12 protein-coding genes are annotated in these 12,394 nt (G+C 59.2%); 3 read left to right on the top strand and 9 right to left on the bottom strand.

The features are described 5' to 3' along the window. Positions 1 to 2: 2 nt before the first annotated feature. The 3 genes from brxC to KDG50_02870 are packed head-to-tail and all read right to left on the bottom strand — an operon-like array spanning position 3 to position 4,826. Positions 3 to 3,446, bottom strand: a complete 3,444-nt coding sequence (gene brxC / locus KDG50_02880; protein MCB1864346.1) for a BREX system P-loop protein BrxC — start codon at positions 3,444 to 3,446, stop codon at positions 3 to 5. Next, entirely contained in the window at positions 3,443 to 4,012 is a 570-nt protein-coding gene (locus KDG50_02875) for a DUF1788 domain-containing protein (protein MCB1864345.1), read from the bottom strand. Before KDG50_02875 ends, brxC begins: the two co-directional genes overlap by 4 nt. Continuing rightward, a complete protein-coding gene (locus KDG50_02870) occupies positions 3,987 to 4,826 on the bottom strand; it encodes a hypothetical protein (protein MCB1864344.1) in 840 nt (279 codons plus the stop codon). The genes KDG50_02875 and KDG50_02870 overlap by 26 nt, the downstream gene beginning before the upstream one ends. Before the next feature lie 123 nt (positions 4,827 to 4,949). Here KDG50_02870 and KDG50_02865 point away from each other — a divergent pair, with 123 nt between their 5' ends. Next, a complete protein-coding gene (locus KDG50_02865; GenBank protein ID MCB1864343.1) occupies positions 4,950 to 5,315 on the top strand; it encodes a hypothetical protein in 366 nt (121 codons plus the stop codon). An 11-nt stretch (positions 5,316 to 5,326) separates the two neighbouring features. Here the strand turns inward: KDG50_02865 and KDG50_02860 are convergent, their stop codons facing one another. The 5 genes from KDG50_02860 to KDG50_02840 are packed head-to-tail and all read right to left on the bottom strand — an operon-like array spanning position 5,327 to position 10,151. Next, positions 5,327 to 6,892 carry a conjugal transfer protein TraG N-terminal domain-containing protein gene (locus KDG50_02860; protein MCB1864342.1) on the bottom strand — a complete coding sequence of 522 codons (1,566 nt, stop codon included), beginning with the start codon at positions 6,890 to 6,892 and terminating at the stop codon, positions 5,327 to 5,329. Next, positions 6,889 to 7,272: a hypothetical protein gene (locus KDG50_02855; GenBank protein ID MCB1864341.1), complete on the bottom strand. Its 384-nt coding sequence runs from the start codon at positions 7,270 to 7,272 to the stop codon at positions 6,889 to 6,891. Before KDG50_02855 ends, KDG50_02860 begins: the two co-directional genes overlap by 4 nt. Continuing rightward, positions 7,256 to 8,617, bottom strand: coding sequence for an integrating conjugative element protein (locus KDG50_02850; protein MCB1864340.1), 1,362 nt, complete (start codon positions 8,615 to 8,617; stop codon positions 7,256 to 7,258). The genes KDG50_02855 and KDG50_02850 overlap by 17 nt, the downstream gene beginning before the upstream one ends. 20 nt (positions 8,618 to 8,637) lie before the next feature. Beyond that, entirely contained in the window at positions 8,638 to 9,666 is a 1,029-nt protein-coding gene (locus KDG50_02845; protein MCB1864339.1) for a TIGR03756 family integrating conjugative element protein, read from the bottom strand. Then, positions 9,663 to 10,151 (bottom strand): TIGR03757 family integrating conjugative element protein, encoded by a 489-nt coding sequence (locus KDG50_02840; GenBank protein ID MCB1864338.1) that lies wholly within the window; start codon positions 10,149 to 10,151, stop codon positions 9,663 to 9,665. Before KDG50_02840 ends, KDG50_02845 begins: the two co-directional genes overlap by 4 nt. Positions 10,152 to 10,358: 207 nt before the next feature. Here KDG50_02840 and KDG50_02835 point away from each other — a divergent pair, with 207 nt between their 5' ends. Beyond that, positions 10,359 to 11,027: a DNA adenine methylase gene (locus KDG50_02835; protein MCB1864337.1), complete on the top strand. Its 669-nt coding sequence runs from the start codon at positions 10,359 to 10,361 to the stop codon at positions 11,025 to 11,027. Positions 11,028 to 11,301: 274 nt separating this feature from the next. Next, complete coding sequence (locus tag KDG50_02830; GenBank protein MCB1864336.1) at positions 11,302 to 11,853, top strand: hypothetical protein; 552 nt, start codon at positions 11,302 to 11,304, stop codon at positions 11,851 to 11,853. On the opposite strand, the gene KDG50_02825 is transcribed toward KDG50_02830, so the two are convergent. Next, complete coding sequence (locus KDG50_02825) at positions 11,794 to 12,291, bottom strand: hypothetical protein (protein MCB1864335.1); 498 nt, start codon at positions 12,289 to 12,291, stop codon at positions 11,794 to 11,796. The genes KDG50_02830 and KDG50_02825 overlap by 60 nt on opposite strands. Positions 12,292 to 12,394: the final 103 nt, after the last annotated feature.

Raw genomic sequence — 12,394 nt, 5'->3', positions numbered from 1 at the left:
CCCTACGACACCACGATAGGGCCTTGTTTGAGCTGCTCGAGCAGCTCCTGTTCGGTCTTCGCAGCCCAGGCCTTGACCTCTTCTGGCGTCCGCAGCGTCGCACTTCCCAGCTTGACGTGGTGGGTCTTCGGCTCGATCAGTTTGTCGGCCTGGATGCGTGCGTCCGCGAAGAGCTGTGGCAATGCCGCTGTACGGGTCCTCCAGGCGTCGGGGGAGATACGTTCGACGGATTCGAGCACCTCCTGCTCGGTGCCGGTAGCACCTTTTGTGACCTTGGCGATATGTAATCCGTTAAGAATTCGGTCGCGATCAGATTGATCGATCTTCTGCCAGCTCTCGGCGGCCTCCAGGCGCACCAATTCCGAGTCGTAGGTTTCGGAGTAAAGCTTCTCCGCCGACGCCAGTGCGGCGCGCAGCGCATCCGCCAGTGCCTTCGCGAGGTCGGGCACCGGATCTGCCGCATCAAGCAGGCTGCGGTTGGCGGCGATCGCCTCGATCTGCGGCTGCGCTTCTGTCGCCGCGTCCAGCCCCTCAGCATGGCGGGCCAGAGACTGCAGTCGCTTGTACGCGGGCAGGCGCTTCTCGGCCAGGTCGCGCGCCTTGGTCCAGTCTTCGATGTTCTTCAGGAGCTCATCGTGTCGGTTCAGAATGCCGACCAGCTGTTCGTTGCCGGCAAGTGACTGGAGGTCCAACAGGTGGCTGGTTTCGGGGCGCTCGGGGAGCGGCGCTTCTCCGCCGGCGCCACGCGCAAGCTCGCTCAGCTTGTTCAGGAAATCTCCAGCGGCGACGGCTTCTTCGTTTGGTTTGCAGGCGACTGCGGCCGTCTGCAACAGCTTGCGCACCTTGAGACGCTGGCGGGTGTCGATGGTTGCACTCTCCACCCGGAAGTCGGTGCTCGAGACCTTCGCCTGATCGAGCTGCCCGGGCTTGAGTGGCGTTCCATTGGTGGTCGCCCGCAAATGCCCGGTGCCAAACAAGCTAATGAGCGCGGCATCGACGGCATCGCGTGACCAACCGTAGGGCGGATCGGAAAAGTGCGTGCGCACGTCCTTACCCTTCTTCCCGGAACCGACGAAAGACAGCACCGCGGAGCAGACCGGATGATCTTCGGTCTTGCCGCTGTAATCCAACGCTTCCAGTGGGTGTTCAGTACCTTTTCGGGCGCGCTCGATCACCTTGGGCCAGCGGTGATCATCGGCATCCTTGAAGTCGTAAAAGAGGCGATCCAAAGAAGCATTTGCGGCTTCCTTGACCTTGTCCAGCAAGGAGGCCTCGAGCCTCTCGCTGCCGCCGCCCTGGTAGACTTTCGCGCCATCGATGACTTCAGCGACCAAGCTCCGCAGGTTGTTACCCGCCTCGGTCAATCGGGTCTCCATACCTTGCCGGGCCTCGATCCCCTCGGGGCTCGACGGCACACCTTTGTATTCCAACGTATCCTTTGCCGCGCTCTGGGCGGCGATCACCCTGGCCAGTGCGTCGGCACGCGATTTCGGTACGAATACGTGGATGATCGGGCTATCGGGACCTGCAGCACGCGCATCTGCAATGACGCTTTTCTCATCCGCACCCCAGCCATCGCGAATCCAGACGGGTATCTCGTGGGTGGTGCCCTGCGGTGGTTCCGCGCCGAAGTGCAACGCCAGCTTTCTCGGTTCCTTGCACTTGCCATGCAGCAATTTCACTGAGCCGATGGCATTCTGAACCGCAGCACCCAGGAGCTGAGCACGCTTGCTGCTCATCCGCGCGGGATCGTTGACGAGCTTGGTCTGCCGGTTGCGGAATTCCGCTTCCCATTCGCTGCTCTCCCGCGTCTGCAGGCTGTACTCGTCGTCGAGCTTCATCAACGTGCCGGCGGCGACGAGCTCGTCCAGCAATTTCGGTAGCTGACTGCGCAGGGCAGCGCCGTCCTTTGCCAGATCCTTGACCAGCAAATCCGCCAAGGTGTCCGTTGTGCCCCGAACTCCGATGTCGACACCCGCCTCGCGGGGCAGCTTGCGGATGAGGAAGACCAAGGCACATAGCCGCGACTTCAGGCTTCCATCCGGGGTGCCATCGTCCTGCTCGGCGATCGTCTCGTTGACCTCGCGTAACAACACGCCGGACTGGAGCAGGTTGGCGGAAATTTCCTCGAACAGGAAGTCGGCAGGCACAACCGTACCGACAGGGTCGTCGGCCGTGCGTCGGATCGCGTCGTAGACGATGCGCAGCTGCGTACGAAGCTGCCCCGCAGTACCCGCGCGATCGACCGCGCGCAAGGCGTGCTCCCAGAAGCGGCGTCGTACGGGGAGTAGCGGATAGTCCTCGACAAGGACCGACTTGTCCTCGCTGCGAGGACCGATCTTGGTACCAACCAGGTGCCGATCGAGTTCGCCGGCGTTACCATCCAGAGTCGCTTTGACATCGTTGACGCGATCCGGGCGTTTCGCCAATACGACTCGACGTGTGACCGTTTCGACATCGGTGTCGGAGAGTTCAACGTTGACTGTGAACCGGCCCTGCAGTCGTTGCAGTGCTGGCGTACCCGAGAGCGCCGTCTGCCCGGTGCCCAGGAACAGCAAGCGGTCACCGAACCGTTTGCTGCAGGCCTCCACGACTTCCTGCACTACGTAAGATCGGCTTGTGTCATCACCGATGTACTGCTGCACCTCGTCGAGGATGATGACCGTGCACGGCATTTCGCCTTCGGGGGCGAGGGCGTCCTGTAGCGCGGTAGTGAATTCGTCGGTGGTAATGTCCTTCGGCTTCGGAAACTGTGCGCGGAGCGCAGCCCTGGCATCCTTCTCGCTGCCAGCGAAATTGGGGTCAGCGGCGAGCAGTGCTTTGGCGATGAGCGGGCTGACATACATGTCGTTCAGCTCGCGGCGAAAGTCGCGCCCTTGCGCCTCCACGGCGGCGCAAACCTGATCGTAGATATCGTTCTTCCTGAGCCACAGGCTGAAGCGCGCCTGAGGGTAACTCTCGGGCAACTCCGCGGATTTGAAAACGATGCCGAGCAACGCGAGTCGAACGCTGTCGCCGGCCCCGGCGCCGAGCGTCCCCGCCGCCGCATGAAGCCCATGAGCACGCTTGCCGAGGGTCGTGATCTCCTTCAGCAGGTCCTGCACATCGTTGGGCAGCCGCGCAAGACCGCGAGCGCTCGCGCCATCATCCGGGAAGGTGTAGTCCGTCCACAGAAAGCGGAGCATCTTCGCCAAATGCGATTTACCGCTACCGAAAAACCCGCTCACCCAGGCCGCCGGTTGCTCGGGCTGGCCCTGGTTGCTGACGTAGGAGTCGAGAATGCGTACGAGACCGCGCTGATATTCCCCTTCGCAGACGAAATGCTCGAGCTCGAAGCGCAACGTACGACGCTCGTCGTCGGTCAGGGCGTCGGTCATAGTTGCGACGCCATTATTCAGCAAGGTGATCTTGCCGGGGTCCCTTTGGTAGATATCGCGGTTTTTCATACCTCGTACACTCCTCGATCTTCGTGCAAGGTGATCGGGACTGCGAGGTAGTTCCACCCATCCCGTGCATCCAACAACCGGTAGTTGCTGTTCTCGTATTCGCCGGGGAAAAACACCACCACGCGACCTCTGATATCCCGCTCGATCTCCTTCATGAGTTCTGACACGCGGACGAAACCGAACAACGAAGCAATGCCGTACACGCCGACGACCGAATTCTCATCGGCTTCAGGGGCCGTGAGCGCTTCTCTGACACGCCCCGCCACGTGCCCGAGAAAATCGTCCTCCAACTTCAGTTCCAGATCCTCGGGTGACTCGAAATAGCTGTCTCGGTACTCGGTATCGGCCATCCACTGTGCGAAAACCCTGGTTAAATCACACTCGTGCCAGGTGTGCCCTGCTTCCGCTGTTGCAAGCGCGAATAGATCTTTTCGCGCCCGCAGGCGGCGTTCGTCCGCTTTGTCGTAAACGATGAAGATCGCACGCTGGGCACCGGCCAGATCCTTCTGCCACGGCAAAGCGATATAGCTCTTGTAGCGCTCAGCCAGCCTGTCGATGCGACCCATGAATCAACTCCCGTTCCTTTTCAGTGAACAGCGCCGGAAACGACACATCGATCATCGATCCGGATTGTTTGAGATCGAGCAGGCCCAGCCGCTTGGCGTCGACGGCCACATCAATAAGGTCATCGGGGCCGGCATCCAGTATCGCGGCCCAAGGCGTTTCGAACAGCAGTCGGCCGCGACGGCCCACGGCGAACCCGAGTAGCAATGCGTAGGTGGTTGCAGCCGGTGTCGCATCCACTTTCTGCCTGGTCTTTCGCCCTCTGCCACGAAAGTGGCCGGATTGAGTCCACGAGGACGACGCGTTGCGCACAACTTTGTCGAGAGTCGCGTCGTTCAGGCGCTCGCCGACCGCTTCGGAGAGGGCGTCCTTCATGGACTGCCGAGCGAATTCATGGCCGTAGGGCGTGCGAATAACAGCTGTCGCGGTTGCCCGCAGGAGCGGGTCTCTAGCCAGAGCCAGCAACATTGCCAGAAGCGGGCGACTGCCTTCGTGTCGACCCCATAGGTCTCGCAGCACCCGATACAAGATCAGCTGATTGTCGAGGCCGTAGAGCTCGGTTAAGCGTTGCAGCGAAAGCTTGCGAGTCGCCGCTGTCCGCTTGCCCAGGCAGTTGTGCTCCATGACGGCATCCGCGTAGTCCTCGCGGCTTACTTCGCCGGGGGCCGCATCCAGGAGATGCGACAGCTCGTCGATCATGATCGTGCGACTGGTATGGGTGCCCCGATCACCCGAACGGAACCCCCAGACCATGGCCTGGCTGCCGGTTAATCCAGCAATACCTGCTTCGAAATTCAGATCGGATATCGCGCCCATGGTGAGGCACTATAGCGGGTCTGGAAAATATGTCAATGTTCGCCGGCAAACTAGCCGGCGAACATAAACGGTCACAGGCGATACACTACGAGGACAGTAAAACAATAGGTTACGATGTTTTTGTTGAAATACGCCATCCAATCCGGAATGGTGGTCTCCGCGGGAGCAGGATTGGCAGGTGGCCACCGAACGACGATAAGAGTTGCCGATGTGGCCCTTTATACCTATTCTGAAGAGATCAAGACTGTAACTAACGAGAAGACGCAATTGGGCAGGCAAGTGAACAGAATGCTTCAGAGGGTGGGCCGAGCAGCATGGGCTGCAGGGGCAGCGATGCTGGGTCTCTTACGAGAACTACTGGCTGCTATGCCTGACAACGACCATGACGACCGTCAACTCCAGGATACCGATCTAATTGGCGAGTACAACCACCGTACCGGCCGTCTGGACGCCGGTAACGATCCTTACGGCTGGTACGACGAGGATTAGCCGAGCTGCTGCTAGCGGCGAAGGCCTCGGTTCGCGGCAGCCTTCCCAATCGCCCCGCCCTGGCGACCCGCGTCGTCCGCAGGCCGAGCCAGCGGCGCGGCAGCATTGTTGATGCTGCGTCCAACATTTACTCCCGCCCACGCCATCATCCCGCTCCACAGCAACGGCAGCCCCAAGTAGAGGCTGGTTGTAATCATGTTGAGCAGCATGCGCTTGATGTCATGCTCGCCGGGGTTCGCAAAGATCTGCAGGAAAACGTTCACGTCGGGATACATCGACTGGATAAGGTTTTGGTCCACCCACATGGCGAGGTACCAAAGTACGCTCCAGAACTTGACAGTTAAGATGGCCATGGCGCCTATGACCATCATGGAGATGGAATAGCGCGACAACACCACAACCATAGGCAACAAGGCATACATGCCGAGCAGAAGGACTGCCTGCACCATGGGGAGCGCCTGAAGGACGGCGGTCATAGTGACGGAAAACAGTGCGGATGCAGTGAGCACGCCTCCCGCTGCAAGGCCGCCCTTGACCCAGTTTTCCGCAGTACTGATCCAGCCGGTGGTGCCGGCGTTGTTCGCCACCAGGTCGTTGTTCGACCAGCCGGGTGGAGCGTTGGTGAGTACAGTGCGGGCGACGGCATCGTTCTGCTTCTCGGTTGCCAGCGCCGGTGCCACGGAGACGACGAGGCCCGAGAATCCGGCGGAGGTCGCGTCCGCCTCGTTGATCAGCTTCTCCCTCAAGCCGATCGTGCCGTCCTCCCACCACTCCTTGCAGTAGGGCTTGCCCCATACGGGCGGTGCGGTCGGGTCGTATTCGGTATCGCGCGCCCCGATGTAGGCCCAGCCCGCGATCTGCATGGACGGGCGAAGCGTGTCGTAATAGCCGGGTGTGTCGCGGTAGACGTGCGAGCCCATCCAGTCGGGATCGTCCGGTCCGTAGGTGCTCAACAAGGCGTTGACCGCCGCCGTTGCCGGCCGCTCGGCCTGGTATTTCGAGCGCGCCGGGATGTAGCACTGACTGAAGAAGTCGCTGGCTTCCTGTCTTAAGCGCGGGTCCGCGATGGTGGCCAGTCGGGCCTGCTGCTCGTAGGTGCGCATGTCGGCAGCCGAGGGCAGACCTTCGATCACGGCATGGTTCAACCCCGACGTCATGGCCAACACCGCGTACCACCATACCGGGATATTCACGGTCGCGGGTGAACCGGCGAATCCGGTCGTACCATAGGTGCTCTGGGGTGCGCCAACCGTCGCGGTGGCGGGCGTGGGATCGATCAGGGTCGGCGGCGGGGTGTAGCTGAGCGTCCCGGCGTTCAACGGTGTCAGCGCGGCGGGCTGTCCAGCCAGGACCACGACCAGCAACGCGATGAATAGCTCGATTTCCATGCGGCGCAGTGATAGTCCTGTGACCGTGCCGAACTCGCCGCCTTCGGCGGGCTCCCGCCAGTTGTCGATCAGAATACCGAGAAACGGCAGGAACACGATGCCCGTTCCCACCAGCACGTCCCACAGGATGCCGTAGAAGGCCCAGCCGAACAGGGTGGTGAACAGTTCGAGATAGCTGTCGACGGTCATGTAGCGGGTCCCTGCAGAGAGGTCAGGAATCGGCCCAGGAGGTTCTGCCCGAGCATCAGTTCGATCACGACGAGCCAGGTGACGATGCGCCAGCGCTGTGATAGCAGGCGCCCTACCCCGGCCTCATCGATGCACCCCCACCGATGAAGCGCTCGAGTCATCGCCGGCCATGCCAGCGCGACGAGACCGATCAGCAGCAACCGGATCGCGGTGGCGACCGGCTTCATCACATCGATCCGGGTCTGGATCGCGACGACAGACGAGGTCTGCACCGAGTACCACAGGAAGACGCCGATGCCCAACGCCAGCCCGAACGCCAACAGGGTCAGCAGCACGAACCAGCGGCGGCGCATGGAAAAGCCGTTACGGAACGCGGCCATTGCTCAAGGGCCGTGGATCGATTGTGGGCACCGACGGTGTATTCAGAGATGACTGGCGTCGCGCCGCCGCGCGCTGGAGCAACATGCTCACAGTGTCGGAGACGACCTCCTTGCGCACCCGGGTCTCGAACAGCAGGTTCTCGATCTCCTTGTCCAGCTCGGCGATGGAGGTGTCGGCATGCTCACGGGCCACTTCCGTGGCGTAAACCTCCGGTACCTGACGGCCGGTGAGCAGCAATCGCCGGGCGAACAGGGCCTTCTCCACCGTGCGCGCGGTGCTGATCTCCGAAACCAGTCGGCCCATGATCAGGCCCTGCTCGGAGGCCGGCATTTCCCGGATGGCTTCGATGACCTGGCGCGTGATGGCCACACCGGGGGCGGTAATGTTTTCCAGGTTCGCTAGGGTCGGCGGCGTCGCGCCGCTGACCAGATTCTGGATCTCCACCGTCACCGCACTCGCCTCCTGATAGAGCTTCGGCAACAGACCGGTGCCGGGAATGCTGTCCTTGCGACAGGTATCACACGTGGTGACGATATTTTCGCCCACCACGTCCACCACCCAATCTCTGGCCTCCGCGGGTGTGGCCCAGACCTCGGACAGCCGGGTTGCCGACGCCGGCGGCACGGGTCCCACCGCGGTGACGGGCCGGTTCATATTGATGTTGTAACCGGCCTTGACGATGTCGCCGGTGAACTCCAGGAGCGGCTGCCCCGAACCGCCGGCCTGGCCACCGATCCACGGCACACCGTTGTCGCCGTTGGATGTCTCGACCGCGGTCTTCGCGGTCACGGCGTCGTTGCCGCCGACACCCATCTGGAGTTTCCAGTCGTTGCCCTTTGACAAGGTGATGAGATCGGCATAGGGATTCTTGCCCTTGGCGATCTCGGCTTCCATCTGCTCGCAAGACTTGGTGGCGAGTTGCATGGTCTCCTCGGCCTGCAACAATGCGTTCTGGAACATGTCGTAGAGTCCGGGGTTGGCTCGTTGCAAAATGAGCGCCGGCAGGGCCGCAATGGCGGCGCTCGCCGCCGCGGTCATGGCGTTCATCATGTTGTCGACACCGGCACCGATGTCGTTCAACGTGTTGGTGACCGCCGCGACGGGATCGAACTTGCCACAACTGTATCCAAGACCCAGCTGCGCAGAGCCGCCCAGGGTGACCGAAACCACGGAGGGATTGGCCGGCGCCGACACCGGTTCCGCGCCACCGATCTCGTAGTACCACAGGCTGTCTTCCGTCGGCGCCTTGGCGGCGTAGGCGTTATTCCATAGCGACAGCGCGATCAGTATCGACGCGCATGTGTTCCGTGCAATGATCCGAGAAGATCGGTGTTTCGTAGCCATTCGGTATCCTTGCTTGTTCCTCATGGTGGATAGGAAATCCAGTCGATGTCGAATAGGAACCACTGGCCGCGCCGCTGACAACATTTGTAAGGACGCCAGAGGTTCCAGACATAGTCGCCCTCGCTATCGACCCGACCGCCGCCCCAGCCGGTCAGGGTCCCCAGATCATTGGTACCGAACACATCACAGCTCGTCTCGGTACGCGGGACCATCATTTGCCAGGTGCCGGTGCGGTGGTCTTTCTCCATCAGCGGACCGGGAGACCATACCCTCTGACTCGAAGACGACGATGCGGTAACCGGAACGTACACATGCGGCTGCGCCGTACGGGTCACGATGTCACCTGCGCGCTGCGCGTTGATGGCCGCAGCCTTGGGTTCCTCCGCTTGTGTGGTCCAGCCGGTACGTGGATACACGCCACCCCAGGTCTGCAACGGCCAGGTGCCGATCTCACGCAGCCCCGGGATGAAACTCGCAGGGTAGAAGATCTCCGGCACCTCCTGACGCCAGGACAACGCATCGAGCCCGGACTGGAAATACGGAACGAAGGACGTTGTCTCCGTCTGGCATAACATCCCCACGCCGGCGACGATTCCGTAGAGCGAACTGAGCGGATGACCGATGGCATCCGTCTCACGGAAGATCATGTTCTTGTGATCGCGGTTGTCCGATGTCCCTTCGGTACGGTTGCCGGCGCTGTCGATGGGGACAGGCAGCAGTGACCCGAGCAACCCGGTGGCCGCCGCCTTCTGGGCAAGGCCCAAGGTTGCCCGGATCTCCACCCAGGGGTTGCCACCCAGCTCGTTGTAGCTGCTGACCACCAGATCCGGGTTGTAATGCCCGACTTTGAGCGAGGTTCTGACACTGCAGCCGGTCCAGGAACAGCGTAACCAGAAACAGGTACCGATGGGCATCCACTGCATACACGACAATGCCGCGGCCGTGGTCTTGGCCACGATCTCCGGTGTCGTGATGGAACCCGCCCTGCCGGCGACAGGCATCAACAGCAACGCGGCCAGGCCAAGCGACAGGAACCGCTGCCCTCTCATTGCTTCCGGCCTGCCTGCCACTGCTGATACCGATGCAATGCTTCGCCGATGTCGGTCACGCCATAGATCGCGACCTCACCATTGAATACGATCGCTGGATAGCGATCGACGCCGTATTGAAGCGCTTTCGCCAAGCCCATCGCAGCACGTTGCATCTGTGCACGATCTTCCTCATGCAGTTGCTGGAATCGTTGCAGCACGACTCGTTTGGATTGCTCGGGATCGGCCGTAAGGCCTTGGGACAGCTTCGCCTCGACACGCTGGATGCCATCCAGTTCGTAGATCTGGAGTTCGATGACGCCGGAACCAGGCCGGGGTAGGTCGGCATCGCGGGTGATCGCGGAGCCGGACGTGGCGAACACCTCGACGAGATGGGGATTCTCTGCCTCGTTCTGAACTGCTTGTGCGATGCCGGGGGGAAACCCGTAAACAACCAGAATCAGCACCACAGGGCTAATTGAATGTGTGTTCCCGATCATTTTCACGATTAGTCCAGTGACAGTACGATGGGCTATCGTGGCTTACACGGCGTAATGGAAGGAACCGAAAATCTATTCAAAGTCCGTCGTTATTTCCGGTGTCCATCCTAAAAGAACCTAGTAACCTCCAATCAATCAACTCTCAATGTAGGTCTCCTATTTAGCACCAAATATCTTCTTGACATCATCGTCGATTCTGACGATGATACGTGTATGCATTATCCCGGTGGAAAAGCGAAGACCTTTCATCATGTGATTAATCTCATCCCTCCGCACAGGGTTTATATAGAACCCTTCCTAGGGTTAGGTTCAGTGATGAAGGCAAAGAAGCGTGCCGAAACTGAATTCGGTATCGATTTGGATAAGCGTGCTCACGAAATGTCGAATCTAAAGGACATAGGTGTACAGCTTATCCATGACGACGGCATCGGCTTTCTGGAAAATTATCCATTCGAGGGCCATGAGGTTGTTTATTGCGACCCGCCCTACCATCCAGAGACACGAAAAAGAGATCGCGTCTACAAATTTGACCTCGGGCATTACGATCATATCCGCTTTCTTAACTTGGTCATCCATCTGAATGCTCGGATAATCATTTCTGGATACGATAACGATATCTATCGTCAGTACCTTAATGACTGGCACGTATATACCTATTCATCAAAAGCCCACGATGGATTGAGAGAGGAGTACCTTTGGTACAACTTTCCGAGACCATCTGAGCTTCATGATTACCGCTATCTCGGATCCAACTTCCGAGAGCGTCAGACTATTCAACGCCGCCTTAAACGGATGAAACGTCGCTTGGAGGAATTGACCGCCCAAGAACGTTCGTTGCTACTGGATTGGCTTACTATCAGGGAGAATCCTGGTGCAGATTAGGACTCACTTTGAGAACGGGAAATATTTCGAATGTAATATCCCTAACGCGGACGTAGAGGTTCTGCCCGGTGTGCCATGGGGGTGTGCCAGCACACCGTATACACCTGCTTTTTGGCGCCTCGCATGTGTCGCGAATGGTGCGATTCATGATCAGAGTCGCTATCATTTGGGCTCCTCCCTAAAAGAAGAAATCATCGCGTGCCTTCTTGGGGGCCATGGCGTAACAGGGGAATTGGGGCTAGCTGCATACAATCACTTGCGGGTAAACCACGTAGTGGATCACCCACACTCTGCTGAACAGATCGAAAGACTGCTGAGTGAACCCCTCGTTGTTGGTGGAAGATCGATTAGATACCGCTATCCTCGCCAAAAGGCAAAGTATATCTCAGCTGCTCTTGAGTATTTGAACACCAACACCCCCCCCGAGAATTGCGGAAAGGCTCTTAGAGATTGGCTCACCGCTGTTCCGGGAATTGGCTACAAAACTGCCTCTTGGATTGCACGTAACTGGCTCGACGCGCGCGACGTAGCAATTCTTGATATCCACATCCATCGGGCAGGCGTTCTCGCTGGTATCTTTAAACCTAACGATGACGTCAATAAAGACTATCTTCGAATGGAAGATATCTTCGTAAAACTAGCCGATGGAATCGGCATTCCTGCAAACATACTTGACAACCAGATCTGGAACGAGCTGCGGCTTACACCAAGCCTCGTTAGACATATGCTCACGGATTGTGGAGTCACATCTATCGACCGTTGCGGGTTACCTCCGCCCAACAACCGCAGCACCGGCAGGAATTATGACCTTTTCGCTCCCACCTAGTAAGTTAACCAACCAATTTTCAGCTGTGGCGCCTAGGGGGCAAAACGAAAATTCTAGCGCCTCCGCAATCAAGGCAAGAGTGCCGAGCAATACGCCAGCTTCGCGCAGAACCAAAGAGTCTGGTGATTCGTAGTACTTCGTGACAAACGGGCGATATGCGAAAAACAATAACAACAAACCCTCACCCACGTTGAAGAATTCGCTAGCTGATGTGCGTATCTGGTCACACATGTCCACAGGTGCAGACAACACTTCAGATCGATGCTCCGCCGCGTCGTAGATCCACGCCTCTTCGTGGGCCCCCAGGACAACTGTCCTCACACAAGCGAGAGCACCTGCAGTCGGAATCGGAGATTTGACGCGATCAATTGTCCCAGGGATAGTAGCCGTATGACGCTGCGTAAACCAAAGCAGAGTTGAAATGTCCTGGATGCTCATTGCCTTAAATTCGCGGCGAGATCTGCGCACCTCGAGCAGGTCAAATATATCCGCCGTTGGACAATAGAATTCCCGCGGCAATTGAACACTTCTAACCGCCGTC

Source organism: Chromatiales bacterium, from assembly GCA_020445605.1.
Lineage (GTDB): Bacteria > Pseudomonadota > Gammaproteobacteria > JAGRGH01 > JAGRGH01 > JAGRGH01.
The sequence above is the reverse complement of the archived record's forward strand: the minus strand, read 5'-3'. Positions and strand labels throughout refer to the sequence as shown.